This is a genomic window from Paraburkholderia sp. CNPSo 3272 (assembly GCF_024206495.1).
GTDB lineage: Bacteria > Pseudomonadota > Gammaproteobacteria > Burkholderiales > Burkholderiaceae > Paraburkholderia.
The window spans coordinates 23,173-49,956 of record NZ_JAMBPQ010000006.1 but is presented as its reverse complement, the minus strand read 5'-3'; the positions used below and the strand labels follow the sequence as shown (position 1 = coordinate 49,956).

Here is a 26,784-nt window from a genome sequence, read left to right as displayed (position 1 = left end):
AGGGCGGCAAATTCACTGGACAGCGGCGAGGCAGCGTTGCTTTAATAAGCAGCCGTTCATTCGCCAACGCAACCTGGTTAAGGAGAAAACACAGTGGACAGAGCCGCCGATCCAATCCTGCAGGTGCTGCACCAGTACAAAGCCGCGGTACTGGCCAAAGACGTCGATGCGTTCGTCGCGCTCTACGACCCGGACATCCGGGCCTTCGACATGTGGGGCGCCTGGACGTACGAGGGCATCGCATCATGGCGCAACATGGTGGAAGGCTGGTTCGGCTCGCTGGGCGCAGAGCGCGTGATCGTGGATTTCAGCGAGGCGCACACCACCGTCTCGCAGGACCTTGCCGTGGTCCATGCCTTCGTGAGCTACAAAGCGGTGGCGGCGGACGGCGAGGAATTGCGCTCGATGGACAATCGCGTGAGCGCGACGCTCAGGCAAACGGTCGAGGGCTGGAAGATCTTCCACCAGCATTCGTCCTCGCCGATCGACCCCGCGACGACGAAGGTCATTTTCAAACGTTAGTCGCTAAAAAGAAAAATGCCCGACACACGGTCGGGCATTTCGAACGGAGCATGACGGGCGCGAGCGGCCCGCCATGCCGTTACTGCTGCGCCTTGCCAGGCACCTGTTGCCCGCGCAACGAACAGCCCTTCGTCTCGATCACGAAGAAGAGTGCGATGGCGCCCACCGCGCACGCGGCCATCATGTAGTACGCCGGAACGAGCGGGCTGCCGGTCTTGTCCACGAGCCAGTCGCTCACGATCGGCGCGGTGCCGCCGAACAGCGAGGTCGAGACGTTGTAGGCAATCGCCATTCCCGCGTAACGAACTTGCGTCGGGAACATGGCGGGGAACATCGCCGAGATGGTCGCGAGCTGCGGCGCATAGAGCAGGCCGAGCACGGCGAACCCGATCAGGGCGCCGGCCACGCCGTGGCGCATCAGCATGAACATCGGCACGGCGGCAATGAATAGCCCGACGAGCGAGAACCACCAGAGCGTCTTGCGGCCCACATGATCGGAGAGCCGGCCCGCGAACGGCAGCAGGGCCATCATCGCGAGCATGCCGATGAGCGGAATGAGCAGCGACATGTTCTCGCTCACGCCGAGTTCCTTGTGCATGTACGTAGGCATGTACGCCAGCAGCACGTAGTTCACGACATTGAGCGCGACCACGAGGCCGCCCAGCAGCACGAGCGGCACGCGATGTTCGCTCAGCAACGTGCGCAGCGAAATGGCCGTGCGCTCCCGCTCCTGTTGTTCGAACTTCTCTTCCATCTCGCGGAATACCGGCGTGTCTTCGATGCGCGAACGCAGATAGAAGCCGATCAAGCCCAGCGGCGCCGCGACGAGGAACGGCAGACGCCAGCCCCACGCATGCATCGCATCGTTGCCGAGCGCGAGCGACGCCGCGAGCATCAGCAAGGCGCCCAGCGAAAAGCCGGCCAGCGTGGCGAACTCGAGGAAACTCCCGCAGAAGCCGCGCCGCGCGTCGGGCGCATATTCAGCCATGAAGGTGGCTGCACCGCCATATTCACCGCCGGTGGAGAAGCCCTGGATCATGCGCAATACGATGAGCGCGGCCGGGGCGATCCAGCCGGCTTGCGCATAGGTCGGCAGCACGCCCACGAGCAGCGTGGCGCCCGACATCAGCAGCACGGTCAGCGCGAGCACCTTCTTGCGCCCGAAGCGGTCGCCGAGCGGCCCCCAGAACAGGCCGCCGAGCGGGCGAATCAGAAATGAAATGGCAAAGGTGCCCAGCGCGAACAGCGTGGCGCTTGCCGTGCTGCCCGGAAACAGCGCCGCGGAGATATAGGCGAGCCCATAGGCGTAGATGCCGTAGTCGAACCATTCGGTTGCGTTGCCCAGCGCAGCGGCGGTAATGGCGCGGCGTGGCAGCGTGTGCGCGCTGCCAGTGGGGGCGGCGTGCTGGTCGTGGTCGGGAGTCGACGTATCGTCCCATAGGGACCGGCCCGGCGTGGGGGAATGCCAAGTTTCGGCGAATCGCATAAGACGTCCTCTTGTCAGGAACCGCGGCCCGAATGGCGCGCTTGAGCGATCAAGTTAGCCCCGTCAATTTCTGTTTCCGATGTCATAGGACGATTTCGCATCGGGACTTTCCCTGCCTGCGCATCACGAGTACCCGTCGCGCGCGGGCAGTGGCGACTTTTGACCGTTCCTTGGGCTTCGCGCTCGATCGAGTGGCTGCAACATTTGCCGTTTTTTGTCGTGGTTGAGTTGTTTCGCGCTTCACAGCGAGGCTGTTGCTATGCACAAAAGTTGACTTTCGGCGCTCCGGAATCGGCCCAGGACTAACCCCAATGCAAGAAAGTATCAGTCTGCGGTCTGATTTTCAGTGGTGGAGGCGTGCCGCGGCGGGTAATTTTCCGTCATGGCGGCGCGCGGTCGGAGAGTAGGTGCAGCTTATGCACCAGCAGCCGTCGCAGAACAAGAAAAAAACCGTGCAGGAGGAGTCGAGATGCATACCTTTGGGGCAGCCACTGCGCGCACGAGCGCGCCTTGCGCCACACATTCCCAGCCGGACCTCGAACTGGTCGCCGTGCCGCGCGACGAGTCGTTCAAGGTCTGGTCGCACGGCTACCCCTATCGGACGGTGCGCTGGCACTTCCATCCCGAGTACGAGATCCACCTCATCACCGCGACCACGGGCAAGTATTTCGTGGGCGATTTCATCGGCAGCTTCACGCCCGGCAATCTCGTGATGATCGGTCCGAACCTGCCGCACAACTGGGTGAGCAGCGTGCCGCACGACGAGCCGGTGGACGAACGTTGTCTCGTCCTCCAGTTCGATGCGGATTTCATCGCCCGCGCGATCGATGCGTTTCCTGAGTTCAGGCGCGTGGAGGTGCTGCTCGACGCGTCGCGCTGGGGGTTGCTGTTCACGCCGGAAACGGGCGCGGCCGCCGAGCCGATCCTGCGCGAGATGCTCGGCGCGCAGGGCATGCGGCGTGTCACGCTCTTCATCGACCTGCTCGATCTGCTCGTGCAAAGCGAGGAGCCCGCGGCGCTCGCAAGCGAGGCCTATCGCGCCGACCCGGCCCGCTATGCGGGCACGCGCATCAATCACGTGCTCGCCTTCATCGGCAAGAATCTCTCGCAGGAACTGCGCGAAACGGAGCTTGCGGAACTGGCCGGGCAGAGCGTAAGCGCATTCTCGCGCTATTTCCGCCGCCATACGGGCGTGTCGTTCGTGCGTTACGTGAACCAGCTGCGCATCAATCTGGCGTGCCAGCTGCTGATGTCGGGCGAACTGAACATCACCGACATCTGTTACCAGGTGGGCTTCAACAACCTCTCGAATTTCAACCGCCAGTTTCTGTTGATCAAGGAAATGTCGCCGTCGCGCTGGCGATCGTATCAACGGCTCAATGCCGCGAGCGCGGCCAGCAAGAACGAAGCTGTGTACGGCGCGCCCGCGATCGGCTAGCGGATCGCCCGGCAAGACACGTTCGAACGCAGTGGGCATGTCAGGTACTGCGCAGGACGAACTCGCACGTTCACAATGCAGCACGACAGCACCGGCAACCCTACCAGGCATCCAACCAAAAAACGGAGACACCCAATGACCCGACTTCACACCCAACTGATCGGCGCCGCCGCACTCAGTCTTGCCCTCGCGGGCATCACGTCGGCTTACGCCGCGCCGAGCGGCACGGTCGCGTTCCTGATGCCCGACCAGGCCTCCACGCGCTACGAGCAGCACGACTTCCCCGGCTTCAAGGCGGAAATGGGCAAGCTCTGCCCCGACTGCAAGGTGCTCTACCAGAACGCGAATGCCGATGCTTCGCAGCAGCAGCAACAGTTCAATTCGGTGATTGCCCAGGGCGCGAAGGTCATCGTGCTCGACCCGGTGGACTCCACGGCCGCGGCTTCGCTCGTACACATGGCGCAGAGCCAGGGCATCAAGGTCATTGCGTATGACCGGCCCGTGCCGTCCACGCCTGCCGATTACTACGTGTCGTTCGACAACGAGGAAATCGGCAAGTCCATTGCGCAGTCGCTCGTGCAGCAACTGAAGGCGTCGGGCGTGGCTGGCAGCAAGGGCGGCGTGCTCGAAGTGAACGGCTCGCCGACCGACGCCGCCGCTGGGCTCATCAAGAAGGGCATTCACGAAGGGCTGCAAGGCAGCGGCTACAAGACGCTCTCCGAGTACGACACGCCGGAGTGGGCGCCCCCCAAGGCGCAGCAATGGGTCAGCGGGCAGATCACGCGCTTCGGGCCGCAGATCGTGGGCGTCGTGGCCGCCAACGACGGCACGGCGGGCGGCACCATCGCGGCCTTCAAGGCGGCCGGCGTGAATCCGGTTCGCCGGTCACAGGTAACGACGCGACCACCGCGGGCCTGCAACTGATCATCGCGGGCGACCAGTACAACACGATCCTCAAGCCCAGCGAAATCGTGGCGGGCGCGGCGGCGAAGGTGGCCGTGGGCTTCCTCGACGGCAAGCCCGTGAAGGGCGAGACGACGCTATTCAAGACGCCCACGCAGCTGTTCAAGCCGGCTGTCATCACGCAGAAGAACATCAAGGCCGAAGTGGTGGACAAGGGCTTCGCGAAAGCGTCGGACCTGTGCACGGGCCGTTACGCCGACGGCTGCAAGAAGCTCGGCATCGGCGGCTGATACGCATGGCTGGGCCCGGCGCGCGCCGGGCCTCGTTAGCAACGAAGAGGTACCCATTTCATGATTGACGAACCAACGAAACGCGCAACGAACAGCGCCACGGCACAGGGCGCGCCCGGCGAGCTGGTGCTGAGCCTGCGCGGCATCTCGAAGCACTTCGGCGCGGTTTCGGCCCTCACGGATATCGAGCTCGACGTGCATGCGGGCGAGGTGGTCGCCCTCGTCGGCGACAACGGCGCGGGCAAATCGACGCTCGTGAAGATTCTTGCGGGCGTGCACCAGCCGAGCGCCGGGACCATCACGTTTCGCGGCCAGCCGGTGAGCCTGTCGGATCCGGGCACGGCGCTCGACCTGGGGATCGCAACGGTGTTCCAGGACCTCGCGCTGTGCGAGAACCTCGACGTCGTGGCGAACATCTTCCTCGGCCGCGAATTGAGCCCTTACCGGCTCGACGAGGTCACGATGGAAGTGAAGGCCTGGACGCTCCTCAACGAGCTTTCGGCGCGTATTCCCAGCGTGCGCGACGTGGTCGCCTCGCTCTCGGGCGGCCAGCGCCAGACCGTGGCGATCGCGCGCTCGCTGCTGCTCGACCCGAAGCTCATCATGCTCGACGAACCGACCGCCGCGCTCGGCGTGGCCCAGACCGCCGAGGTGCTGAACCTGATCGAGCGCGTGCGCGAGCGCGGGCACGCCGTCATCATGATCAGCCACAACATGGAAGACGTGCGCGCCGTCGCCGACCGCATCGTCGTGCTGCGCCTTGGCCGTAACAACGGGATTTTCTATCCCGACTCCTCCAACGCCGAACTCGTGGCGGCGATCACCGGCGCGACGGAAAACGCGGTGTCGCGCCGCGCGGGCCGCCGCCAGGCGCAACAGGATGTCCAGTGAAAGGAACGATCGTGAGCAAGACTATCCATGGCGCTGCGCAGCCTGAAAACCCGGATGCCTCAAAGCCCGATGCGAAACCATCCACCCTGCTCGACCGCAGCGACGTGCGCGTGAAGCATGCGAGCGGAATCGGCGAGAGTGTGTCGGCGTTCGTCGACCGCGTGCGCTCGGGCGACCTGGGTTCGCTCCCGGTCATCGCGGGGCTCGTCATCATCTGGACGGTGTTCACGAGCCTGAACCCCGTGTTTCTCTCCGCCGACAATCTCGTGAACATGCTGTTCGACTGCTCGACGGTCGGCGTCATTTCGCTTGGCATTGTCTGCGTGCTGCTGCTCGGGCAGATCGATCTCTCGGTGGGCTCGATGAGCGGCTTTGCCTCGGCGCTCGTCGGCACGTTGTGGGTCAACGACGGCTGGCCCGTGCTGCTCGCCATTGTCGCGGCCATCGCGGTTGGCGCAGTGATCGGTGCGCTGTACGCGCTTTTGCTCAACTGGATAGGCATGCCAAGTTTCGTCTCGACGCTCGCGGGCCTGCTCGCCATCCTCGGGATGCAGCTCTATGTGCTCGGCTCGACGGGTTCGATCAATTTGCCTTACGGTTCGGCGATGGTCAACTTCGGACAACTCATGGTGATCCCACCGATCGTCTCGCACGTGATCGCGCTGCTGCCCGGTATCGTGCTCCTGCTGCTCGGCATGCGTACGCGCACGCGCCGCCATGCGGCGAGGCTTTCGGCGCCGTCGGTCGCAGGCCTGCTCGGGCGCGCGGTGGCACTGACCGTGTTCCTCGAAATCGTCGTGGCCTATCTCAACCGCGGGCGTGGCGTGCCGCTGATGTTCGGCCTCTTTCTGGGTCTCGCGGTCGTCATGCAGTACGCGCTCACGCGTACGCGCTGGGGCCGTTCGATGCACGCCGTGGGCGGCAATCACGAAGCGGCGCGGCGCGCGGGTATCAAGGTCGGCGCGATCTATACGAGCGCCTTCGTGCTGTGCGCGAGCCTGGCCGCGATCGGCGGCGTGCTGACCGCGGCGCGCCTCGCTTCGGCGAGCCAGCAGGCCGGCACCGGCGACGTCAACCTCAACGCGATCGCGGCGGCCGTGATCGGCGGCACGAGCCTGTTCGGCGGGCGCGGCAGCGCATGGTCGGCGGTGCTCGGCATCATCGTGATCCAGTCGATTGCGAGCGGCCTGACGCTGCTGAACCTGTCGTCGTCGCTGCGCTTCATGATCACCGGCGCCGTGCTGGCCATTGCCGTGATCGTCGATTCGCTCGCCCGCCAGTCGCGTGTTTCGCACGGCCGCGCCTGAGGCGTCGGCACCTGATTCAAGGAGAAAGTCACCCATGTCTGAATCGATCAAGGGTAAAGTCGCCGCCATTACAGGCGCGGCGTCCGGCATCGGCTTCGCGTGCGCGCGCGCGCTCGTGGACGAAGGCGCGAAAGTCGTGCTGATCGACCGCGCAGAAGACCGGCTCGCGAAATGTTGCGCGGAGCTGGGGCCCAACGCGCTGCCCCTCGCCATGGACCTGCTCAACGCGGCGGACTATGCGACGATGCTGCCCAGGATCCTCGATCTCGCGGGCGGGCTCGACATCTTCCACGCCAACGCGGGCGCGTATATCGGCGGCGAAGTGGCGAACGGCAACCCCGACGAATGGGATCGCATGCTCAACCTGAACATCAACGCCGCGTTCCGCTCGGTGCATGCGATGCTGCCGCACATGATCGCGCAGAAGGCGGGCGACATCATTTTCACGAGTTCAGTGGCGGGCGTCGTGCCGGTGGTGTGGGAGCCCATTTACACGGCCTCGAAGTTCGCGGTGCAGGCGTTTGTGCACACCGTGCGCCGCCAGGTCGCGAAGCACGGCGTGCGCGTGGGCGCGGTGCTGCCGGGCCCAGTGGTCACGGCCTTGCTCGACGACTGGCCCAAGGCGAAGATGGACGAAGCGCTGGCCCAGGGCAGTCTCATGCAGCCGAAGGAAGTGGCCGATTGCGTGGTATTCATGCTAACGCGGCCGCGCAACGTCACCATTCGCGACCTCGTGATCCTGCCGAACAGTGTCGATCTTTAGGGCCTGTTATCAGCGTGAACAGGCCGCAACCACAGTCAACGAGCCATGACCACAAATAACCAGGCCGGCGGCGCACGCCATGCCGTCGGCGTCGATGTCGGCACAGGCAGCGCCCGCGCCGGCATTTTCGATTCCGCCGGTCGCATGCTGGCGTCGGCGAAACACGACATCAGCGTGTTTCATGAGAGCGGCGCCATCGTCGAGCAATCGAGCACGCAGATCTGGAACGCCGTGTGCCGGGCCGTGAAGGAGGCGCTCGCGCAGGCCGCGATCTCGCCGGAGCAGATCGACGGCATCGGCTTCGACGCCACCTGTTCGCTCGTCGTGCTGGGCGAGGGCGGCAGGCCGCTGCCCGTTGGCCCCTCCGAAGTAGCCGAGCGCGACATCATCGTGTGGATGGACCATCGCGCCGTCGAGCAGGCCGAGCGCATTAACGCCACGGGCCACGATGTGCTGCGCTTCGTGGGCGGCAAGATCTCGCCCGAGATGGAAACGCCCAAGCTGCTGTGGCTGCTGGAAAACCGGCCCGAGGTGTTCGCCGCGGCCTGGCAGTTCTTCGACCTGACCGACTTCCTCACATGGCGCGCCACGGGCGATCTTTCGCGCTCCACCTGCACCGTGACCTGCAAGTGGACCTATCTCGCGCACGAGCAGCGCTGGGACGAGAGCTACTTCCGCAACGTGGGTCTGGGCGTGCTTGCCGATGAAGGCTTTGCGCGCATCGGCCGCACGATCGTCGAACCCGGGACGCCGCTCGGCAGCGGGCTCACGCCCGAGGCCGCCGCGCAGCTCGGCCTGCGCGCGGGCACTGCCGTCGCGACGGGCGTGATCGACGCGCACGCGGGCGGCATCGGCACGGTCGGCGCACAAGGGCAGCCCGAGGCGTGCCTCGCGTACGTGTTCGGCACCTCGTCATGCACGATGACGACCACGCGCGACCCCGTGTTCGTGCCCGGCGTGTGGGGGCCGTACTACGCGGCGATGGTGCCCGGGGCGTGGCTCAACGAAGGCGGGCAGTCGGTGGCGGGCGCAGCGATCGAGCGGCTGCTTGCGATGCATCCGCTCGCTGCAGAAGCCGCGAGCCGCGCGGCGAGCGAAGGCCAGTCGCTGCCGACGATGCTTGCCGGGCTGGCGGTTCAGGCTGGGCAGAGCGAATCAGGTGCAGTGCGCCTCGCGCACGATCAGGGCCTGCATGTGGTGCCGGAATTCCTCGGCAACCGCGCGCCATTTGCCGATCCGCACGCGCGGGCCGTCATCGCGGGACTCGGCATGGAGACGGACATGGAGAGCCTCGTCGCGCTCTATGTCGCGGGCATCGGCAGTATCGGCTATGGGCTGCGGCAGATCATCGAGGTGCAGGCCCAGGCGGGCGCGGCGATCGAGCAGGTCGTGATCAGCGGCGGTGCGGGCAGGCTCGACCTCGTGCGCCAACTGCTGGCGGACGCAACGGGCAAGCCCGTGCTGGCCACCCGCGCCGAGGAGCCCGTATTGCTGGGCGCGGCCATGCTGGGCGCCGTGGCTGGCGGGCTATACGAGAACGTGCGCGAGGCGATGGCCGCGATGTCGCAGATCAGCAAGGTCTACGCACCGGCCACGGGCGAGATCGCGGCGCTGCACGAAGCGCGTTTGCGCGCCTTCACGCAGTTGCAGGACGTGGCGCGCGCGATCCGATAACGGCTTGACGGGAGCCTAGCAGCTCACGCCGCCTCGCCGCTGCGTTGCGCGAGCGCGGCGGCAGCCTGACTCTGGGCGAGGTGGCGCAGCAGCTTCGTCACCATCACGACGACCGTGAGCGCGAGCAGCACGAAGAACACCGCGAGCGGGGTGAGCACGTGCACGGAGACGAAACCGGCCAGCCCCATCATCGCCGAGGAAACGAGCAGCAGCGCGCAGCCGAGAATCGCGCTCGTCAAACCCGCGATATGCGGGAACAGCGAATTGCCCTTGGCCATCAGCGTGGGATACATCGCACCCGCGCACAGACCCATCACGAGTACAGGAACGGCGAGCGTCCACACGCGCAGGCCTACCGTGAGCGCGAGCACGAGCATCGCGATGGCCGCGCCCGCCATCACGCGCGCCCCCACACGCAGACGTTGTTCGGGGGTGGGCAGGCGCGGGCCGTGCAGCCGGTTCGAGAGGCCGCCCAGGAAATACATCAGGCCGATGCCGAGCGCGAGATAGCCGAAGAAGGTGGGCGGCCTGTGCAGCGTGTTCTGCACCATGAACGGCCCGACGACGTTGAAGACGAGCAGGATGCTGTAGCACAGGCCCTGGGCCAGAAAGCAGCTCTGGAACACGGGGCTCGCGAGCACCTTGCCCGCGTTCGCGATGAGCGTGCGCGGCTCCAGCCGCACCGGTTGCCGCAAGGTCTCGCGAAAGCGCCACAGCAGCGCCCACATCACCAGCGAATACACGAGCAGGAACACGAGGCAGGCCTTCCAGCCGAACAGCTCCTGCAGATGCGCGCCGATCACCGGCGCGATGATCGGCGCGAGCCCCCAGGTGATCGACATGTAGGTGAACGCGTGCATGAGCGCGGTGCCCACGAACGAGTCGGTGATGATGGCCTTGGCGAGCAGGTTGGTCGCGGCGATGCCGAAGCCCTGCAGGCAGCGCGCCAGCACGAAGGTTTCCAGGTTCGGCGCGGCGAGCGAAAGCAGACAGCCGAGCGTGTAGATGACGAGGCCGAAGGCCAGCACGCGCTTGCGCCCGAGGGCGTCGGAAATCGGCCCGAAGATGAGCTGGCCGAGCGCATAGGCGGCGAGATAAACGGACACGCTCGACTGGATCGCCTGTGGCGACGTCGCGAAGTAGCGCGCCATGGCCGGCAGCGCGGGGACATAGATGTCGATGGCGAGCTGTCCCGCGGAGGCGAACAGGCAGATCAGGAACAGCAGGAAGCGCGGCGAGTTCGCCGGGCGCGCGGCGGTGGCTGGTCGTTCGGGCAGATCGTGGGTCATGACAGCGTGAAAAGGGCGGATTCCGGTGCGGCGGCGCGGGAACAATCGGGCAGCATGGTCGGAAGGCGAGTTCGAATCGCGAACACAGCGTCCGGCGCGGCGGCGTAGGCCGGTATTGTGCCCGTTATCGCCGATTTCCGTGCGACGCGCCTCAGGCGCGGCGCTTGCTGAGCATCCGCATATCTCGCCCTGGATATTCGCGGAGTGCCGACATGCCAGAGAAAAGGCCGAAAGAGGCCGTGCGCCGCCCGACCACCGCGCAAGACTACGACGTCTTCTGCGGCGAGCAGATCGACGGCGCGGGCCGCTACTACGGATTGCTGCGTATTCGCCGCAAGACCGATGGGCGGCTCATCTATCCGTTCGACGGCTGTTCGCGTCCGGGGCCGTGCGCCACGGGGCCGCTGGCAAGGCAACAGGCACTCGCGCTCGCGGATGAGCTGATTCGTGCGGACATTGCCATGCCCGAAGGCTGAGCACGCCCGGGCTCAAAACGTAAACACTTCGTGCACCGAAGTCTGAAACATGCCGCCATTCATGGGGCCGCCGCCCGCGACATGAATCGCATCGCCCACGACCGCCGCGCCCATGCCATGACGCGGCGTCAGCATGGGCGCATAGGCCTGCCATGAATCGGTGGCGGGATCGTAGCCCTCGTTCTGCCCGAATACGCGCCGCGTGCCTTCTCCGCCCATGCAGAAGAACCGTCCCCGCCACGCCGCGGCGCCGTGACCGGAGCGCGGCGTGGGCATGGGCGCGCGTTCTTCCCAGGCGTCGCGCTTCGCGTCGTAGGCCACGTGCATGCCGGTGTTGAAGTCGAACGTATCCATGCGCCCGCCGGCCACGAGTATCCAGCCCGCTAGCGAGACGGCCGCCGTGTGGTCGCGCGGACCGGGAATGGGCGCGAGCGTCTTCCAGCTATCGTTCTGCGGGTCGTACGCCTCGTGCCAGTCCACCGAGCGCGTGTCGCGGCCGCCGATCGCGTGCAGCATGCCGTCGTGCGCCACGACTGAGATCGCGCCGCGCGAGCCGCGCGAAAGCGGGTGAATCGCGTGCCAGCGGTCGTCGGCCACGACGTAGGCGTAGCAGTCTGGCACGGCGATGCGGTTCTGCTCGACGAAGCCGCCCATCGCATAGACGACGCCGTCGAGTGCCGCCACGCCGATATGATTCGCGCCGCGCGGAACAGGCGCGGCGCTGCGCCAGGCGCCGCGCGCCGCATCGAATACGTGGTGATAGGCTCGCGCGACCTGGCCCGCGCCATAGCCGCCGATCACGTGCATGCGATCGTCTTCGCTCGTCGCCCACGCCATTTCGCTGCGCGGCAGAGGCAAGGGCGCGGCCGTGGTCCACGCGCCTTGCGGCGTGGCGCGCGGCGCGCTCGAGTAGGAGAAGCGCTGGGTGAATGCTTCGGGCGGCAACTGCGTGGCGTTGGGGTCGCGCAGGCTGGCGTAGAGCCCGCCGCGCTGGGCCGTTTGCATCGCTTGCGGGTCTTCGGGCATGGACCGCATGTCCTCTGCAGCCATCGCACCTCGCTGCGCGTACCAGGCGGTGCTGCCCGCGGCGAGGCTCAGTTCGAGGAAGCGGCGACGGGAAAGCGGCATGGCGAACCTCGCGGAGGTGGGCGGGACGGCATCGAACGCGCCGTTTCCGGGCGCGTTCTCACTAGCACCGCGCGCAGTGGACAAGGTACACGCTTACCCTGTCGCTCACCTTGCGTGAGCGGGCGCGCCCGATTGAGGCTTGACCGGATCCGCGTCGCCACGCTGCATGGGCGGGCATGCCGAGAATTTAATTTCCCTTGGAGGCCATCCGGGAGAATCGAATACTTCGTCCTTTGGAGAATCCGCTTAATTTTGGAACCTTTTTTTAGCGCCCGACGCGTAGCATTTTTTCAAATTCCGTTGTGCGAGAAACGAAGATGAGCGAGAAGGGCGATTTGCGTTACTTTGACTATGCCGCGACCACCCCGGCGGACCCGCGGGTGATCGAGGCGATGTTCGGCTGTCTGGGCATGGAAGGCGACTTCGGCAACCCTGCCTCCAGCTCGCATGGCGCAGGCCAGCGGGCGCGGCGGCTCGTCGAGCAGGCGCGCAAGGACGTGGCGGCGCTCATCGGCGCCGACGCCGCGGAAATCGTCTGGACTTCCGGCGCGACCGAGTCGAACAATCTCGCGCTCAAGGGCTACGCGGACCGCGCGACGCACAAGCGCCATCTCATCACGAGTCAACTCGAGCACAAGGCCATTCTCGACACGATGACGAGCCTCGAAGCGCGCGGCATGACCGTCACGCGGCTCGCACCGGACGCGCATGGCGAAATCACGGCAAAGGCCGTGGCCGCCGCGCTCACACCCGACACCGGGCTCGTCTCGCTCATGCTGGTGAACAACGAGTTGGGCACGCTCACGGACGTCGCGGCAATTGCACGCGTGGTGCACGCCGCCGGCGCGCTGCTGCACGTCGATGCGGCGCAGGCGCTCGGCAAGACGCCCATCGACGTGAAAGCGATGGGCATCGACCTCCTTTCGATGTCGGCGCACAAGGTCTATGGGCCGAAGGGCATCGGTGCGATCTATGTGAGCCGCGAGGCGTTCGAGCGCATTGCGCCGCAAATGCACGGCGGCGGCCACGAGCGCGGCCTGCGCTCGGGCACGCTGGCCACGCATCAGATCGTCGGCATGGGCGTGGCGTGCGTGATTGCGCGCGAGGCGCTGCAAGCGGACAGCGAGCGCATTGCACGCCTGGGCGAGCGCCTGCTGGCCGAGGTGCTCGTGTTGCCGGGCGTCACGCTCAACGCCGCGCGCGCGCAGCGCATTCCCCATACGCTTAGCCTCACGATCGATCTGCCGGGCTTCTTCCCGTTCCTGCTGACCGGCGACCTCGCGATCTCGTCGACTTCGGCCTGCAACTCGGCGGCGGGTACGCCTTCGCACGTGCTCACGGCAATCGGGGTTGGTGAAGAGGCGGCAAACCGCACGGTGCGCCTGAGCCTCGGCCGCTTCACGAAGCCGGAAGACGTCGATTTCGCGGCGGACTGCATTCGTCGCGCGGTGGCGCCGTGTCTGCCGGCCGCTGTGCCCGCCTGATTTCGTCGCTCGAGGTCACGATGCACATCGAAACCCGATGATCGTTTCACTTGTTCTCGGCGCCATGATCGGCGCGATGCTCGGACTCACGGGCGCGGGCGGCGGCATTCTCGCCGTGCCGGCCATCGTGGTGGGAATGGGCTGGCCCATGCAGCAAGCCACGCCGGTCGCCCTGATCGCCGTGGCGAGCAGCGCGGGGATCGGCGCGCTCGAAGCCTTCCGCAAGCGTCTCGTGCGCTATCGCGCGGCGTTCTGCATGGCGCTCGCGGGCGTGCCGACCACGTGGCTCGGCGTGCGCGTCGCACAAGCCATGCCGCAACGCCTGCTGCTTGCGCTCTTCGCCAGCGTGATGCTGTTCGTGGCGGTGCGGCTGCTGCGTCAGACCATCGGGAAAAAGCGCGCGCTGCCCGAAGCGTCGCCGCTTTGCGTGGGCCGCGTCAATCCCGACACCGGCCGCCTCGTGTGGTCGAAAGCGACGGCGCTCGCGCTGGCGTCGACCGGCGCGTTGACCGGGCTGATGACGGGCCTGCTCGGCGTGGGCGGCGGCTTCATCATCGTGCCCATGCTGCGCAAGCTCACGAACATTTCCATGCACGGTATCGTCGCGACGTCGTTGATGGTCATCGCGCTCGTGGGCTCCGGCGGCGTGGTGGCGACGGTGCTGCACGGCGTGCCGCTGCGGCTCGACCTCACGCTGTGGTTCAGCGTCGCGACCGTCGTCGGCATGATGCTGGGGCGTCACGTTTCGCACCGCGTTTCCTCGCGGCATACGCAGATGGGCTTTGCCGCCATTCTGGTGTGCGTGGCGTGCGGCATGCTCGCCAAGGTGGCGCTCGGTTACTGAGACCTTGCGCTTGATTCGCGCTCAACCGGCCGGGGCGAGAAAGACGCGGATTTCGTCGGCGAGCCAGTCGCGCACGGCGCGCACCTTCGGGTCGTCGCGGCTGCCGATGCGGTAGACGAGATCATGGCCGCGCTCGGACTCGAGACGCAACTGCGGGAACGGCGCGACGAGCCGGCCAGCCGCGATGTCGTCCGCCACGATCACGCTGCGCCCCAGCGCGACGCCTTCCCCTCGGATCGCCGCCTCGATCGCGAGGCTCCCATGGCTGTATGCCGTGCCGCGATCGCTGCGCACGCCGCTCAATCCCGCCAGCGCCAGCCATTGCTCCCAGTTCGCGAGCATGCCGCCCTCATGCAGCAAGGTGCAGCGCGCGAGACTCTCGACGGACGCCATGCCGCCCATCTTCGCCCGATAGTCAGCACTGCAAACCGGCGTCACGGTTTCGTCGAGAATGCGCTCGGCCAGCACGCGCGGATAGCGTCCGCTGCCGTAGCGAATCGCCACATCGACATCCGAGTCGTTGAGATCGACGTATTTGTCGGTCACGTCGAGGTGGACGTCGAGCTCCGGATGGCGGCCCTTGAGGTGATGCAGGCGCGGCGCGAGCCAGCGGTTCGCAAAGGACACGCTGGCGTTGATCTTCAGGCGCGTGACGCTGTCGTGCGTGCGCAGGCGCTCGGACTCCTTGGTCAAATCGGCGAGCGCGTGGTTCACGGCCAGCAGGAACTCGGCGCCGGCCTCAGTCAGGACGATGCGCCGCGTGAGGCGCTGGAACAGCGCCACGCCCAGATGGCTTTCGAGCGTCTTGATGTGCCGGCTCACCGCGCCATGCGTGACATGCAGTTCCTGGGCCGCCAGCGTCATGCTGAGCAGCCGCCCGGTGGCTTCGAAGGCGCGCAGGGTTTGCAGCGGGGGAAGGCGGTCGAACATGGAGCCGGGTGTGTGCGTCATGTGTGAGTTCTGCTCACGCATTATATGACGACAAATGGTTTGTCAGCCACGTTGACGGGCTTCAATATGGGCAAAGCAGCGGGACGTAACGTAACCAGTGCTACGCCCGCCGCGCATTCCTGAAAGTTCGCATTCTCCGCATTGGCGTCGTTCATCATGGATCTTCTGCTTTTCAAGCTCGTCTTTACGCCGTTGTTGCTGTTGGCCGCCAGTCTCGCTGCTCGCCGCTGGGGCGAAGCGGTCGGCGGGTTGCTCGTGGGGCTGCCGCTCACCTCGGGGCCCGTCTCCGTTTTTCTCGCGCTGGAGCACGGACCGGCGTTCGCCGCGCAAGCTACTGCGGGTTCGCTTGTCGCAACGGCTGCGCAGGCGGCGTTTTGCGTCGTCTATTGCAGGCTCGCGGAGCGCGGATGGAAGATGGCGCTGGCAGGCGCAGGCGCCACGTTCGCGCTCGTGGCCCTCGTGCTGCAATGGGGCGCGCTGCCTACGCATGGTCTTTATCTTTTCGCCATTCTGGCCATTGCTCTTGCGCTCAACCTGATTCCCAACAAGCCGGCAAGAACGGTGCGCCTCTCACCGCCGTGGTGGGATTTGCCGTCGCGCATGGCGCTCATCGCCGGCCTTGTGGTGTGCGTGACGCTGATCGCGCCTTACGTCGGACCCGAGGCGAGCGGCTTGCTCGCTTCGTTCCCCTTCATGGCGATCATCCTCGCGGTGTTCGCGCACCGACTGATCGGCCATGAAGCGGCGCAGCAACTGATGCGCGGCATGACCACGGGACTGCTGGGATTTGCGTCGTTCTTCTTCGTGCTGAGCCTCACGCTCACGCACTGGAATCTACTGGCTGCTTACGGGACAGCGATAATCTGCGTGCTCACGATCCAGGCGATTTCGCTGTACCGCATGCGTCTGCCGACACCTTGCCTGCACGGGAAGGCCAAGGCCGAAGGCAGCACGCCGTAGCGGCTGGCTTTGCGTCTGGCGGGCCTGGGCTGACCGCGCCGCGCTTGCTGCGGTGCATCGCAGGACTTTGGCTTCGGGGCGCGCCAACGACTCATAGCCCATGGCGGATGGCCTAAACTACAAAACCGGCGGACGCGGCCGTTTCCGCACCGCCGGTCCGCCATGGCGCACCTCTTCTTCGCAGCTTCGATTCAGCGGCACGTCGCGACGCCCGAGCGCGAGATCGACGCGTGCACGCTTCGCGAAGCGTTCGATGCCGTCTTTGCCGAGCAGCCTCGATTGCGCGGCTATATCCTCGACGATCAGGGCGCATTGCGTAAGCATCTGGCGGTATTCGTGGACGGCGTTCGCCTGCGCGATCGGGAACATTTGAGCGACGCGCTCGGCGATGAGAGCCGGGTGTACGTCGTGCAGGCGCTGTCCGGCGGATGAGCCGCAACTTTGCATGGGACCGGGGCGCTGACTCTGGATCGACAGGAGGAGACGCGAGATGAGCGATCGATTGCTAGTCGCAACCCGCAAGGGATTGTTCGTTCTGCAGGCCGATCGAGAAGGCGGCTGGACAATCGGCGAGCCTGAATTCGTAGGCGAGCCGGTGAGCATGGTAATGCCCGATGCGCGCGACGGCTCGCTCTATGCCGCACTCAACCTGGGCCACTTCGGGGTGAAGCTGCATCGCCGGCGTGCGGGCATGGCGCACTGGGAAGAATGCGCGGTGCCTGTCTATCCGCCACAGCCGACCGAGGACATTCAGGCCGGCGAAGCGGACGCGTTGGGCCGCCTGCCCGCGTCGTGGTCGCTCCAGCAGATCTGGTCGCTCGAACCCGGCGGCGCCGACGAGCCGGGCGTGCTATGGGCGGGCACGATCCCTGGCGGCCTGTTCCGCTCCGCCGACGGCGGCGACAGCTGGGAACTCAACCGCTCGCTGTGGGACCGCCCGGAGCGGCGCGAATGGGCGGGCGGCGGCTACGACGCGCCAGGCATTCACTCGGTGATGGTCGATCCGCGCGACAGCAGGCACGTGACGGTGGGTGTGTCGTGCGGCGGCGTCTGGCAGACCGGCGACGGCGGCGCGAGCTGGCGCCTCACGGCCGAGGGCATGGAAGCCGACTACATGCCGCCCGAGCGCCGCGGCGAACCCAACGTGCAAGACCCGCATCGCGTGGTGCAATGTGCGGCGAATCCGGATGTGCTGTGGACCCAGCATCATTGCGCGATCTTCCGCTCGACCGATGGCGCGGCCCACTGGCGGCGCATCGAAGCGCAGCCGTCGAGCTTCGGTTTCGCGGTCGTGGTTCATCCGCGCGAGCCGGACACCGCGTGGTTCGTGCCGGCCCAAAAAGACCAGTACCGCGTTCCTGTGGACGGCCAGTTCGTCGTCACGCGCACGCGCGACGGCGGGCGCACGTTCGAGCGCTTCTCGAACGGCTTGCCGGCCGCACCGGCATACGACCTCGTGTACCGGCACGGTCTCGACATCGACGACAGCGGCACGCGCCTCGCCATGGGTTCGACCACGGGCGCGCTATGGACCTCGGACGATGGCGGCGAAAACTGGCGGCTTGTTTCGGCGCACTTGCCGCCGGTGTATTGCGTGCGCTTCGGGTGACCGACGCCTCCCGGGGCGCCTTTATCCCCCCGGCTCAAACATCGTCATGCGCTGCAGGATCCAGTTGAGCAGCTCATGCGCGGCCGCGACGAGCGGCCGCCCCGACTTCACGAGCACGCGCGCCTTCGTGCCTTTAAAAAGCGCGTGATCGATCGGCACGGTCACGAGTTCGCCCGCTTCGATCTCGCGCGAGGCGGCGAACTCGCCGATCAGCGTCGCGAAGTTTTCTACGGCGACAAAACGCTTGAGCGCGGTGAGCGAATTCGTGGTGAGCGTCGCGCGTATTTCGACGTTCTCCGCGAAGGCCAGCATGCTCGCGAGATGCCCGATGCCGAACGTGCTGGGCATCAACGCGAGCGGCCACGCGAGCAGGTCGTCGATCGTCGCGGGCGTGCCCCGCAGCGCGAGCGGATGGTCGCGGCGCACCAGCAGCACGACGGGCTGCGCTGAACTCGCGCGGTACTCGATGCGCTCGTGCGGCGGCGGATTGAACGCGAGGCCGATGTGCGCGCGGCTTTCGGCGACCTCGCGCAGCACGTCGTCGACGGGCAGCATCGTGAGGCTCACATGGAGCTTCGGATATTGCGCGCAGAACGGCGTGATGACCTCGCCGACGAGCGCATCCACGTAGCCTTCGCTCACGGCCAGATCCACGCGGCCTTGCTGGAGCCCGCGCAGCGCGTGCAGTTGGTCCTCGAACTTCTCCTGCTGCGCGCGATAGCCGCGCCAGAACTCGAGCAGATGCGCCGCCGCTTCGGTGGGCTTCACGCCGCGCGCCTGGCGCTCGAACAGTTGCGCGCCCAGTTCGTCCTCGAGCAGCTTGATTTGCCGCGTGATGACCGAGGGCGAGGTGTTCAGACTGTCCGCGGCGCCGCGGATCGTGCCGTGCGTAAGCACCTCGTGGAAATAACGCAGCCTCTGCTGATTGATTTCGCGCATCGCGCCCTCGTTCGCGTGATCGGACTGTTGCCTGAAAAAGAACGATATGTGAACTTTGTTGCTCTTGCTAGCGAGGTTTGTCCTGGCCACGATGGTGTTGCACACAATGCAAACCAGACAGGAGACAGGACATGGCCGCCATTCTTCCGCGCGCGAGAAGCCTCGACGCTTCCGCGCTCTACAGCAGGATCAACGCGCGCTTGCTGCCGTTTCTGCTGGTCTGCTATTTGTTTGCTTACCTCGACCGCGTGAACGTCGGGTTCGCCAAGCTGCAGATGCAGACCGACCTCGGCTTCTCCGATGCCGCCTATGGCGTGGGCGCCGGCATTTTCTTCATCGGCTATGTGCTGTTCGAATTGCCGAGCAATCTACTGTTGCCGAAGATCGGGGCGCGCAAGACCTTCGGGCGCATTCTCGTGCTGTGGGGTATCACGTCGGCGTGCATGCTGTTCGTGCGCAGCGTGCCCGCGTTCTACGCCATGCGCTTCCTGCTAGGCGTGTTCGAAGCGGGCTTCGCACCGGGCATGATCTTCTATCTCTCGCGCTGGTACGGCCCCTCGCGCATGGCGCGCGCCATTGCGATGGTGTTTCTGGCGGGCCCGATCGGCGGCATTGTCGGCGGACCGGTTTCGGCGGCCATCATGAGCCAGCTTGCGGGGAAGGCGGGCCTCGCGGGCTGGCAATGGATGTTTCTCGTCGAAGGCCTGCCGTGCATCGTGCTCGGCATCGCGACGTTCCTCTATCTGCCCGACCGACCGGCCGATGCCGCGTGGCTGAGCGACGCCGAAAAGCGCCAGATCGAAGTCGAAGTCGGCGCGCCCGAGGCGCACGCCACCTCGTTCGGCAGCGTGCTGCGCGATCGCAAGGTCTATGTGCTGGCGTTTGCGTACTTCTGCATCATCGCGTCGATTTACGCCATCAGCTTCTGGCTGCCCGCCATTCTCAAGGCGCAGGGCGTGAGCAATCTCCTCACGCTGGGCTGGTACACGTCGATTCCGTATGTCGCGGCGGCCGTGGGCATGCTCTATGTGGGCCGCCGTTCGGACCGGCTAGGCGAGCGGCGCTTTCACTGCGCCGTGCCGGCCGCGGCCGCCGCACTGCTTTTTGCGGTGTGCGGCGCCACGGGCAATCACCTGGCGCCCACGCTCGCGCTGCTCACGCTCGTGACGATGGCGCTGTGGATGGCCTACACCGTCTTCTGGGCGATTCCGCCCGAGTACATCAAGGGGCCGGCTGCGGCGGGCGGCATCGCGCTCATCAACACCATTGGGCTTTCCGGCGGATTCTGGGGTCCCGCGGCCATCGGCTGGATCAAGACGGCTACGGGCAGCCTCCAGCCGGCGCTGCTCGCCATGGCGGGCGTGTCGCTCATCGGCGCGCTGCTGATTCTTTCGGTGAAGCTCGCGAGCGCGAAGTCCTGAACGTACGTCGCTGCCTTCAAGGCACGGCACGAAACCGGTTTGTTCAGTCATCCTATGCAAGAGAGGTGAAGGAAAATGAAGATTCTCATCGCTGGCTTCCAGCACGAAACCAACACGTTCGCGCCGACGAAAGCCAGCTATCAAAGTTTCGTCCAGGGCGAGGGCTTTCCGCCGCTCACGCGCGGCGCCGACGTGCTCTCTCTGCGCGACGTGAACGTGCCCGCCGGCGGTTTCATCCAGGCGGCGGAAGCGGCGGGCCATACGCTCGTGCCGGTCATCTGGGCCGGGGCGAGCGCTTCCGCGCATGTGACCGAAGACGCGTTCGAGCACATTGCCGGCGAGATCGTCGATGCCGTGCGGCGCGGCGGCTTCGACGCGATCTATCTCGACCTGCATGGCGCGATGGTCACCGAGCATCTCGACGACGGCGAGGGCGCGCTGCTCGCCCGCGTGCGGGCTATTGTGGGCCGCGAGATGCCTGTGGTGGTCTCGCTCGATTTGCACGCCAACGTGACAGAGCAGATGTTCACGCACGCCGACGCCATGGTCGCGTATCGCACGTATCCGCACGTCGACATGGCTGAAACGGGCGCGCGCGCCGCGCAGATTCTCCTGCGCCTCGTCGCGGAGCCCGAGCGCAGGCTCAAGCGCTATGTGCGCCGCATTCCGTTTCTGATTCCCGTGAACGGCATGTGCACGCTCGCGGAGCCGGCGCGCGGCACTTACGCGCATCTCGCGCAATTGGAGGACGATGCGGTCGTCTCGCTTTCATTCGCGCCGGGTTTTCCGGCCTCCGATTTCCCGGAGTGCGGCGCGGCCGTGTGGGGCTACGGCTTCGATGAAGCCGCCCTCATTGCGGCGGTGAACGAGTTGGCCTCGGGCGTCGTCGAGCAGGAGCGCGACTGGGAAGTGCGCTTTCTCGACCCCGACGCCGCCGTGCGCGAAGCCATGCGCCTGGCCGAACACGCCACGCAGCCGGTAATCATCGCCGATACGCAGGACAACCCGGGGGTGGGCGGCGACTCGAACACGATGGGCCTCGTGCGCGCGCTGTTGCGCCAGGGCGCGCGCGACGCGGCCGTGGGCCTGATCTGGGACCCGCAGGCGGCCGCGAAGGCGCACGAAGCGGGCGTGGGCGCGACGATCGAACTGGCGCTCGCGGGCGGCACGGGCGTGCCCGGCGACGCGCCGCTCGCCGGGCGCTTCGTCGTGGAGCATCTCGCCGACGGGCGCGTCCGTTTCGACGGCCCGATGATGAACGGCATGTGGACCGAGATCGGGCCGGTGGCGTGCCTGCGCATCGACGGCGTGAGGATCGCGGTCAGCTCGGTCAAGATGCAGATCTTCGACCGCAATCTGTATCGCGCGGCGGGTATCGAACCGGAGCGCATGAAGATTCTGGTGAACAAGAGTTCGGTCCACTATCGCGCCGATTTCGACGCTATAGCCTCGGCGCATCTCGTGGCGAAGGCGCCCGGCCCCATGGCCGCCGACCCCGCGGACCTGCCGTGGCAGCGCATCGATACGCGCTTGCGCCTGCGTCCGAACGGGATGTCGCTGAGCGAGATGCGGGAGTAGGGAGGGGTTTTGTATGGTTGTGTATCCACCGTGGCAATGGACAAGCAGGCTTGCAAAAGCAGGGGTTCCCGGAAACAAGCGGGATACGTGCGGGAGTTCAAATACACCCATGCCAGTCAGCGACGTCGCCAGGCAGACATCGAAAAGACTGGATGCACGAGCCACGCAATCGTGGTCCGACATAACTCATTGCTTACAGGTGGATACCATGAAACTCATCAAGTCGCTGATCGTTGCCGCTGTCGTCGCCGTTCCCGTCGTCTCTTTCGCGCAGTCGGCCGAGCCGATCACGCGTGCCCAGGTCCGCGCCGAACTGGTGCAGCTTCAGCAAGCCGGCTACAACCCTGCGGCCGACTACAACGACTATCCGCAGCACATCGAGGCCGCCGAAGCGAAGGTGAGTGCGCAGAATGCCGCGGCGGCATCGGCGTTCGGCGGCGTGGCGAATGGTTCGTCAGCAGCGGGCGCGCCCACGGCTTCGGCGCCTCACGACATTCCTGGCTTCGGTTCGCTCTACGCGCATCGGTGATGGGTGACTGAAGATGCGAATGCAAGAGCGGCCCGCTTCGAGCGGGCCGCTGCCCATGTCGCGACTTGCCTCATGCTTCGTCCCGGCCTAATCTGTCCCGGATACGACGACCCCGAGGCCAGCATGCAAATCCATCCGGTACGGCTGTCTCCTGGCGACGATCTGCGCGTCGCAGTCGAAAGCTTGCTGGGCCAGCAAGCCTCGCATGCGGCGTTCGTCATGCAGGGCATCGGCAGCCTGAGCGTCGCCCAGTTGCGCTTCGCGGGCGCCGAAACGCCGACCGAATTGCGCGGCGACCTGGAAATTCTTACGCTCGCGGGCTCGGTGTCGCCCGATGGCGCCCATTTGCACATGTCCGTGTCCGACGCGCAAGGCCGCGTGTTGGGCGGCCACGTCGCGCGCGGCTGCACTGTGCGCACTACGGCAGAACTGTTGCTGGTGCTGCTGCCCGGCCATCGTTTCTCACGCGAACTCGATTCCTCGACCGGATACGCGGAACTGCAGATCCGCAACGCGCCAGGCTGATCCGCCTGCGCCGCGCTTCGAGCGGAAGCACGCACCGTCACAAAATTTAAAAGCGGCATCGTTATGCTTCGGCGTTGCCTCGCCGCTGTCTGTGCTGCGCGCGAGGCCCCGCTCGGGCCGCTCCTCGAGCCGTTGTTGTGCCTCTATCTGGACGGAGACTTCGATGACGGTCGAATCCGCGCCGGCGCGCTTGCCATGGCAAGGCGCGTTGCGCAGACGTTTGAGCCTGCCCGCTGCATTCGCGACGATGCGTGCGCCCGCCATGCTGTTTGCATGCGCAGCCGCGCTGTGTACGCTTGGCGCATGCAGCGCACGCGATAGCGACGCGCGCGCCGCGCTCACCACGAACGCGGCACGCGAACTCGCGCAAGCGCAGCCGGGCAGCAATCCACAGCGCACGCCGCTCGCGAACGCATTCACGCTGGCGTCAGATGCGGGCGCATCGAATCTCCCAGATAGTGCGAACAGCATGGCAAACGCCGGCGTCGCCTTGCCCGCGAACGCCGTGCGCTCGCCGGCGAAGCCACCTGCCGGCGGGAGCGCGCAAGACACACAAGCCGCACAGATCGAACCGCTTGTCACACCCGTCATCCACACCGCTGATTGACGTACCCGGCCGCGCGGCCTTGCCGCCTGCCGCCCGTCAAGGCGGCGTGCCGTGCGTGCCTTTCTCAACCTGAAGATGGAAACCACAAGATGACATCGAGAAGCCGCCGTGACTTTCTCCGCACCGCCGCGATGAGCGCCGGTTCGGCCACCGCCCTGACGATGCTGCCGCAGGGCATCCGCAATGCGCTCGCGATTCCCGCGAACAATCGCACGGGGAGCATCCGCGATGTCGAGCACATCGTCATCCTCATGCAGGAGAACCGCTCATTCGACCACTACTTCGGCACGCTGCGCGGCGTGCGCGGCTTCGGCGACACGCGCACGATCACGCTGCCCACCGGCAAGCCCGTGTGGAACCAGCCGCTCGCGGCCGGCGTGGGCGAAGTGCTGCCGTTCCATCCGACGGCGTCCAACCTGGGCCTGCAGTTCATCCAGGATCTGCCGCACGACTGGACCACGACGCACGCCGCCTGGAACGGCGGCCGCTACGACCAGTGGGTGCCCGCCAAGGGCACGACCACGATGGCCTACCTCACGCGCGACGACATTCCGTTTCACTACCAGCTCGCCGATGCGTTCACGATTTGCGACGCGTACCACTGCTCGACGATGACCGCGACGGACCCGAACCGCTACTACATGTGGACGGGCTGGGTGGGCAACGACGGCAGCGGCGGCGGCCCGGTGATCGACAATGCGGAAGCGGGCTATGGCTGGTCCACGTATCCCGAAGTCCTGCAGAGCGCGGGCATCACGTGGAAGATCTATCAGGACGCGGGCGAAGGCCTCGATGCCAAGGGCTCGTGGGGCTGGACGGGCGACAACCCGTACATCGGCAATTACGGCGACAACTCGCTCCTGTATTTCCATCAATACCAGAACGCGCAGCCCGGCAATCCGCTGTATGACCGCGCACGCACGGGCACGAACGTGCTGGCGGGCGGCGGCTATTTCGATGTGCTCAAGCAGGACGTGGCGAACAACGCGCTGCCGCAGGTCTCGTGGATCGTTGCGCCCGAAGCGTACTCTGAGCATCCGAACTGGCCCGCGAACTATGGAGCGTGGTACGTCGACCAGGTGCTGCAGATCCTCACGTCGAACCCGGATCTCTGGAGCAAGACCGTGCTGCTCGTGAACTACGACGAGAACGACGGCTTCTTCGATCACCTGGCGCCTCCGTTCCCGCCGGCTTCGAGCGCGAACGGCCTCTCGACCGTGGACACGACGAACGAGATCTTCCCGGGCAGCAGCAAGTATGCAGCGGGCCCGTATGGCCTCGGACCTCGCGTGCCGATGCTCGTGGTTTCGCCGTGGTCGCGCGGCGGCTGGGTGTGCTCGGAGACGTTCGACCATACTTCCGTGATCCGCTTCATCGAAAAGCGCTTCGGTCTGCATCACGACCTGCGTGAGCCGAACATCACGCCGTGGCGCCGTGCCGTGTGCGGCGACCTCACGTCGGCATTCAACTTCGCCACGCCTAACGCGGCGATTCCCGCGCTGCCTTCCACGACGGGCTATGCGCCGCCCGACAAGCTCCGTCACCCCGACTATGTGCCGGTGCCGCCGGTCGTGGGCAGCGTGCCGAAGCAGGAAGCGGGCGTGCGCAACGCGCGCGCGTTGCCGTACGAGCTGTTCGTGCGCTTCGATTCGAACGCCAGTTCGGGCGACGTCACCACGCGCTTCGTCAATTCGGGCCGCGCCGGCGCCGTGTTCCTCGTCTACACGGCGGGCAGCACCGATGCGCCGCGCACCTATACGGTCGAAGCCGGCAAGCATCTGCAGGACAAGTTCGCGATTGGCGCCAGCGGCGCATACGACTTCAGCGTGCATGGGCCGAACGGGTTTCTGCGCCGTTTCGCGGGCACGCAGGTCAAGACGGGCTGGTTCGGGGGCAACGAAACGGCGCGCCCCGAAGTGGCCGAGGGCTACGACGTGGCGAACGGCAACCTGCAACTGCGCCTCGAGAACAAGGGCGGCGCGCGTTGCCAGTTCACAATCGTCAACGCGTATGACCCGGGCACGAAGATCCAGCGTACCGTGCCCGGCGGCGACACCGAGCAGCTTTATCTCGACCTGCGCAACGCGCACGGCTGGTACGACCTGACGATCACGGTCGATAGCGACACGACGTTCGTGCGCCGCGTCGCGGGCCACGTCGAGACCGGCCGCCCGAGCTATAGCGATCCCGCACTCGGCGCCTGATACCGCTGAGGCGTGAGGTGAGCCACGGCTTTCGCGAGCCGTGGCTTTTTTGTTTGCCGCGCTACCGCCAGCGTGGCGGCGGTGGTCCCCAGCCGGGATGCCGGACGTGTCGCGGACCCATGAAATGCGGAGGGCGGTGCCACGGAGAAAAGCCGTGCCGCGAATACACAACGGGAGGCGGCCACATCGGCGCGGCGGGATGCATGAAGAATACGGGCGGCGGCGGCGCGTAGAACGCCCCAGGAATCCCGATGCCCACGCCGACATTGACGTTCACGCGCGCCTGTGCGGTTTGCATCGCGCACAGCGTCGTCGCGATACAAAGGAATGCAAACTTCAACACACGGAGTTTCATCGCCGATCCTCCGTCGCGAGCGCGCGTTGCCGACGCTCGCGGCTGGTTATTTCGTGTGCGCTTCAGTGGGCCGGAAAGCGGCGTCCGCAAGCTTCTTCTGCGAGTCGGGCATGGTCGCATATAGAGCCGAGAAGGCATCGAGCATCGCCTTGCTGCCGTCGGCATTCGCCTGCGCGATCTCGTTCCACGATTGAAGGTTCTCCACCGCGGTTTGCTGCTGCGCCTTGTCGTGCCGCTGCTGGATCAAATCGTCCACGGTTTTGGCGTTATTGCGCATGACGTCGGCCACTTTCGCCCACTGATCCTCTTCGGCGGGAGTAATCTTCAGTTCGGCATGCAATTCTTTGACGCGGTCGTCGACGGTTTCAACGCGATGCTGATGCGACGACGCAGTCGGAGCGCTGGCCTGCGCCCAGCAGGTGGAAGTGCCGAGCAGGGCTAGCGCAAGCAGGACAGGTTTCATTGTCAGCCCTCGCGAAAAAGCGTTCGCCGGCAATGGCCGGCAAGTCGGAACGAACCGTTTTGATCATAGCAGCGGCGGCAAGCAATTTCGGCATCCTCTATGTAACAGCGAATAACAGGGAATAGGGCACGATTCCCGAATGCACCAC

26 protein-coding genes and 1 pseudogene are annotated in these 26,784 nt (G+C 66.0%); 20 read left to right on the top strand and 7 right to left on the bottom strand.

Going from position 1 to position 26,784, the window contains the following annotated elements; genetic code table 11:
• Window positions 1-93 precede the first annotated feature (93 nt).
• Entirely contained in the window at window positions 94-522 is a 429-nt protein-coding gene (locus tag M3I53_RS09695; RefSeq protein ID WP_254315735.1) for a nuclear transport factor 2 family protein, read from the top strand.
• Window positions 523-601: 79 nt separating this feature from the next.
• Here M3I53_RS09695 and M3I53_RS09690 read toward each other — a convergent pair whose 3' ends face one another.
• Window positions 602-2,008, bottom strand: a complete 1,407-nt coding sequence (locus tag M3I53_RS09690; RefSeq protein ID WP_254315734.1) for an MFS transporter — start codon at window positions 2,006-2,008, stop codon at window positions 602-604.
• 469 nt (window positions 2,009-2,477) lie between these two features.
• On the opposite strand from M3I53_RS09690, the gene M3I53_RS09685 reads away from it, so the two are divergent.
• From M3I53_RS09685 to M3I53_RS09655, 7 genes are all read left to right on the top strand, one after another.
• Window positions 2,478-3,446: an AraC family transcriptional regulator gene (locus M3I53_RS09685; protein ID WP_254315733.1), complete on the top strand. Its 969-nt coding sequence runs from the start codon at window positions 2,478-2,480 to the stop codon at window positions 3,444-3,446.
• A gap of 135 nt (window positions 3,447-3,581) precedes the next feature.
• A complete protein-coding gene (locus M3I53_RS09680) occupies window positions 3,582-4,370 on the top strand; it encodes a substrate-binding domain-containing protein (RefSeq protein WP_254315732.1) in 789 nt (262 codons plus the stop codon).
• Window positions 4,371-4,417: 47 nt separating this feature from the next.
• Window positions 4,418-4,639 carry a hypothetical protein gene (locus M3I53_RS09675; RefSeq protein ID WP_254315731.1) on the top strand — a complete coding sequence of 74 codons (222 nt, stop codon included), beginning with the start codon at window positions 4,418-4,420 and terminating at the stop codon, window positions 4,637-4,639.
• 60 nt (window positions 4,640-4,699) lie between these two features.
• Window positions 4,700-5,530 carry an ATP-binding cassette domain-containing protein gene (locus tag M3I53_RS09670; RefSeq protein ID WP_254315730.1) on the top strand — a complete coding sequence of 277 codons (831 nt, stop codon included), beginning with the start codon at window positions 4,700-4,702 and terminating at the stop codon, window positions 5,528-5,530.
• Between the two features lie 11 nt (window positions 5,531-5,541).
• On the top strand, window positions 5,542-6,837 hold the full coding sequence (locus M3I53_RS09665; RefSeq protein ID WP_254315729.1) for a sugar ABC transporter permease: 1,296 nt from the start codon (window positions 5,542-5,544) through the stop codon (window positions 6,835-6,837).
• A gap of 34 nt (window positions 6,838-6,871) precedes the next feature.
• Window positions 6,872-7,600: an SDR family oxidoreductase gene (locus tag M3I53_RS09660; RefSeq protein ID WP_254315728.1), complete on the top strand. Its 729-nt coding sequence runs from the start codon at window positions 6,872-6,874 to the stop codon at window positions 7,598-7,600.
• 45 nt (window positions 7,601-7,645) lie between these two features.
• The gene (locus tag M3I53_RS09655; RefSeq protein WP_254315727.1) at window positions 7,646-9,274 is read left to right on the top strand and encodes an FGGY-family carbohydrate kinase; all 1,629 of its coding nucleotides are present in this window, start codon (window positions 7,646-7,648) and stop codon (window positions 9,272-9,274) included.
• A 23-nt stretch (window positions 9,275-9,297) separates the two neighbouring features.
• Here M3I53_RS09655 and M3I53_RS09650 read toward each other — a convergent pair whose 3' ends face one another.
• Complete coding sequence (locus M3I53_RS09650; RefSeq protein ID WP_254315726.1) at window positions 9,298-10,563, bottom strand: multidrug effflux MFS transporter; 1,266 nt, start codon at window positions 10,561-10,563, stop codon at window positions 9,298-9,300.
• Window positions 10,564-10,775: 212 nt separating this feature from the next.
• Here M3I53_RS09650 and M3I53_RS09645 point away from each other — a divergent pair, with 212 nt between their 5' ends.
• Window positions 10,776-11,039 carry a DUF6723 family protein gene (locus tag M3I53_RS09645; protein WP_254315725.1) on the top strand — a complete coding sequence of 88 codons (264 nt, stop codon included), beginning with the start codon at window positions 10,776-10,778 and terminating at the stop codon, window positions 11,037-11,039.
• A 12-nt stretch (window positions 11,040-11,051) separates the two neighbouring features.
• Here M3I53_RS09645 and M3I53_RS09640 read toward each other — a convergent pair whose 3' ends face one another.
• Window positions 11,052-12,167 carry a galactose oxidase gene (locus M3I53_RS09640; protein ID WP_254315724.1) on the bottom strand — a complete coding sequence of 372 codons (1,116 nt, stop codon included), beginning with the start codon at window positions 12,165-12,167 and terminating at the stop codon, window positions 11,052-11,054.
• Between the two features lie 317 nt (window positions 12,168-12,484).
• Here M3I53_RS09640 and M3I53_RS09635 point away from each other — a divergent pair.
• Window positions 12,485-13,639 (top strand): annotated as a pseudogene (locus tag M3I53_RS09635) (cysteine desulfurase family protein); the annotation flags it as partial.
• A 49-nt stretch (window positions 13,640-13,688) separates the two neighbouring features.
• Window positions 13,689-14,495, top strand: a complete 807-nt coding sequence (locus tag M3I53_RS09630; RefSeq protein WP_254315723.1) for a sulfite exporter TauE/SafE family protein — start codon at window positions 13,689-13,691, stop codon at window positions 14,493-14,495.
• Between the two features lie 21 nt (window positions 14,496-14,516).
• Here the strand turns inward: M3I53_RS09630 and gcvA are convergent, their stop codons facing one another.
• Both gcvA and M3I53_RS09620 read right to left on the bottom strand, forming a co-directional pair.
• Window positions 14,517-15,446 carry a transcriptional regulator GcvA gene (gene gcvA, locus M3I53_RS09625; RefSeq protein WP_254315722.1) on the bottom strand — a complete coding sequence of 310 codons (930 nt, stop codon included), beginning with the start codon at window positions 15,444-15,446 and terminating at the stop codon, window positions 14,517-14,519.
• A gap of 20 nt (window positions 15,447-15,466) precedes the next feature.
• The gene (locus M3I53_RS09620; protein ID WP_254315721.1) at window positions 15,467-15,604 is read right to left on the bottom strand and encodes a hypothetical protein; all 138 of its coding nucleotides are present in this window, start codon (window positions 15,602-15,604) and stop codon (window positions 15,467-15,469) included.
• Between M3I53_RS09620 and M3I53_RS09615 the strand changes: the two genes are divergently transcribed.
• The 3 genes from M3I53_RS09615 to M3I53_RS09605 all read left to right on the top strand — a co-directional run bounded on the left by M3I53_RS09615 (window position 15,603) and on the right by M3I53_RS09605 (window position 18,015).
• The gene (locus tag M3I53_RS09615) at window positions 15,603-16,406 is read left to right on the top strand and encodes a hypothetical protein (RefSeq protein ID WP_254315720.1); all 804 of its coding nucleotides are present in this window, start codon (window positions 15,603-15,605) and stop codon (window positions 16,404-16,406) included. The two genes, M3I53_RS09620 and M3I53_RS09615, sit on opposite strands and share 2 nt — an antisense overlap.
• Window positions 16,407-16,568: 162 nt before the next feature.
• Entirely contained in the window at window positions 16,569-16,838 is a 270-nt protein-coding gene (locus tag M3I53_RS09610) for a MoaD/ThiS family protein (RefSeq protein ID WP_254315719.1), read from the top strand.
• Between the two features lie 58 nt (window positions 16,839-16,896).
• Window positions 16,897-18,015 (top strand): exo-alpha-sialidase, encoded by a 1,119-nt coding sequence (locus tag M3I53_RS09605; RefSeq protein WP_254315718.1) that lies wholly within the window; start codon window positions 16,897-16,899, stop codon window positions 18,013-18,015.
• Between the two features lie 21 nt (window positions 18,016-18,036).
• On the opposite strand, the gene M3I53_RS09600 is transcribed toward M3I53_RS09605, so the two are convergent.
• Entirely contained in the window at window positions 18,037-18,954 is a 918-nt protein-coding gene (locus M3I53_RS09600) for a LysR family transcriptional regulator (RefSeq protein ID WP_254315717.1), read from the bottom strand.
• Between the two features lie 131 nt (window positions 18,955-19,085).
• On the opposite strand from M3I53_RS09600, the gene M3I53_RS09595 reads away from it, so the two are divergent.
• The 6 genes from M3I53_RS09595 to M3I53_RS09570 all read left to right on the top strand — a co-directional run bounded on the left by M3I53_RS09595 (window position 19,086) and on the right by M3I53_RS09570 (window position 25,818).
• Entirely contained in the window at window positions 19,086-20,375 is a 1,290-nt protein-coding gene (locus tag M3I53_RS09595; protein WP_254315716.1) for an MFS transporter, read from the top strand.
• Between the two features lie 75 nt (window positions 20,376-20,450).
• Complete coding sequence (locus tag M3I53_RS09590) at window positions 20,451-21,953, top strand: M81 family metallopeptidase (RefSeq protein ID WP_254315715.1); 1,503 nt, start codon at window positions 20,451-20,453, stop codon at window positions 21,951-21,953.
• A gap of 208 nt (window positions 21,954-22,161) precedes the next feature.
• Window positions 22,162-22,482, top strand: a complete 321-nt coding sequence (locus M3I53_RS09585) for a DUF4148 domain-containing protein (RefSeq protein WP_254315714.1) — start codon at window positions 22,162-22,164, stop codon at window positions 22,480-22,482.
• Window positions 22,483-22,605: 123 nt separating this feature from the next.
• Window positions 22,606-23,007: a PPC domain-containing DNA-binding protein gene (locus tag M3I53_RS09580; RefSeq protein ID WP_254315713.1), complete on the top strand. Its 402-nt coding sequence runs from the start codon at window positions 22,606-22,608 to the stop codon at window positions 23,005-23,007.
• A 163-nt stretch (window positions 23,008-23,170) separates the two neighbouring features.
• Window positions 23,171-23,614 carry a hypothetical protein gene (locus tag M3I53_RS09575; protein WP_254315712.1) on the top strand — a complete coding sequence of 148 codons (444 nt, stop codon included), beginning with the start codon at window positions 23,171-23,173 and terminating at the stop codon, window positions 23,612-23,614.
• Between the two features lie 89 nt (window positions 23,615-23,703).
• On the top strand, window positions 23,704-25,818 hold the full coding sequence (locus M3I53_RS09570; RefSeq protein WP_254315711.1) for a phosphocholine-specific phospholipase C: 2,115 nt from the start codon (window positions 23,704-23,706) through the stop codon (window positions 25,816-25,818).
• Between the two features lie 401 nt (window positions 25,819-26,219).
• On the opposite strand, the gene M3I53_RS09565 is transcribed toward M3I53_RS09570, so the two are convergent.
• Window positions 26,220-26,669: a Spy/CpxP family protein refolding chaperone gene (locus M3I53_RS09565; protein ID WP_254315710.1), complete on the bottom strand. Its 450-nt coding sequence runs from the start codon at window positions 26,667-26,669 to the stop codon at window positions 26,220-26,222.
• Window positions 26,670-26,784: the final 115 nt, after the last annotated feature.

Excerpts from the sequence above, each read along its gene's own strand:
- M3I53_RS09600 (WP_254315717.1), bottom strand. The coding sequence starts at position 18,954 with ATGCGCGAAATCAATCAGCAGAGGCTGCGTTATTTCCACGAGGTGCTT.
- M3I53_RS09660 (WP_254315728.1), top strand. The coding sequence starts at position 6,872 with ATGTCTGAATCGATCAAGGGTAAAGTCGCCGCCATTACAGGCGCGGCG.
- M3I53_RS09605 (WP_254315718.1), top strand. The coding sequence starts at position 16,897 with ATGAGCGATCGATTGCTAGTCGCAACCCGCAAGGGATTGTTCGTTCTG.
- M3I53_RS09630 (WP_254315723.1), top strand. The coding sequence starts at position 13,689 with ATGATCGTTTCACTTGTTCTCGGCGCCATGATCGGCGCGATGCTCGGA.
- M3I53_RS09685 (WP_254315733.1), top strand. The coding sequence starts at position 2,478 with ATGCATACCTTTGGGGCAGCCACTGCGCGCACGAGCGCGCCTTGCGCC.
- M3I53_RS09640 (WP_254315724.1), bottom strand. The coding sequence starts at position 12,167 with ATGCCGCTTTCCCGTCGCCGCTTCCTCGAACTGAGCCTCGCCGCGGGC.
- M3I53_RS09585 (WP_254315714.1), top strand. The coding sequence starts at position 22,162 with ATGAAACTCATCAAGTCGCTGATCGTTGCCGCTGTCGTCGCCGTTCCC.
- M3I53_RS09690 (WP_254315734.1), bottom strand. The coding sequence starts at position 2,008 with ATGCGATTCGCCGAAACTTGGCATTCCCCCACGCCGGGCCGGTCCCTA.
- M3I53_RS09650 (WP_254315726.1), bottom strand. The coding sequence starts at position 10,563 with ATGACCCACGATCTGCCCGAACGACCAGCCACCGCCGCGCGCCCGGCG.
- M3I53_RS09570 (WP_254315711.1), top strand. The coding sequence starts at position 23,704 with ATGACATCGAGAAGCCGCCGTGACTTTCTCCGCACCGCCGCGATGAGC.
- M3I53_RS09615 (WP_254315720.1), top strand. The coding sequence starts at position 15,603 with ATGGATCTTCTGCTTTTCAAGCTCGTCTTTACGCCGTTGTTGCTGTTG.
- M3I53_RS09610 (WP_254315719.1), top strand. The coding sequence starts at position 16,569 with ATGGCGCACCTCTTCTTCGCAGCTTCGATTCAGCGGCACGTCGCGACG.
- M3I53_RS09620 (WP_254315721.1), bottom strand. The coding sequence starts at position 15,604 with ATGATGAACGACGCCAATGCGGAGAATGCGAACTTTCAGGAATGCGCG.
- M3I53_RS09645 (WP_254315725.1), top strand. The coding sequence starts at position 10,776 with ATGCCAGAGAAAAGGCCGAAAGAGGCCGTGCGCCGCCCGACCACCGCG.
- M3I53_RS09680 (WP_254315732.1), top strand. The coding sequence starts at position 3,582 with ATGACCCGACTTCACACCCAACTGATCGGCGCCGCCGCACTCAGTCTT.
- M3I53_RS09670 (WP_254315730.1), top strand. The coding sequence starts at position 4,700 with ATGATTGACGAACCAACGAAACGCGCAACGAACAGCGCCACGGCACAG.
- M3I53_RS09580 (WP_254315713.1), top strand. The coding sequence starts at position 22,606 with ATGCAAATCCATCCGGTACGGCTGTCTCCTGGCGACGATCTGCGCGTC.
- M3I53_RS09595 (WP_254315716.1), top strand. The coding sequence starts at position 19,086 with ATGGCCGCCATTCTTCCGCGCGCGAGAAGCCTCGACGCTTCCGCGCTC.
- M3I53_RS09590 (WP_254315715.1), top strand. The coding sequence starts at position 20,451 with ATGAAGATTCTCATCGCTGGCTTCCAGCACGAAACCAACACGTTCGCG.
- gcvA (WP_254315722.1), bottom strand. The coding sequence starts at position 15,446 with ATGACGCACACACCCGGCTCCATGTTCGACCGCCTTCCCCCGCTGCAA.
- M3I53_RS09655 (WP_254315727.1), top strand. The coding sequence starts at position 7,646 with ATGACCACAAATAACCAGGCCGGCGGCGCACGCCATGCCGTCGGCGTC.
- M3I53_RS09575 (WP_254315712.1), top strand. The coding sequence starts at position 23,171 with ATGACGGTCGAATCCGCGCCGGCGCGCTTGCCATGGCAAGGCGCGTTG.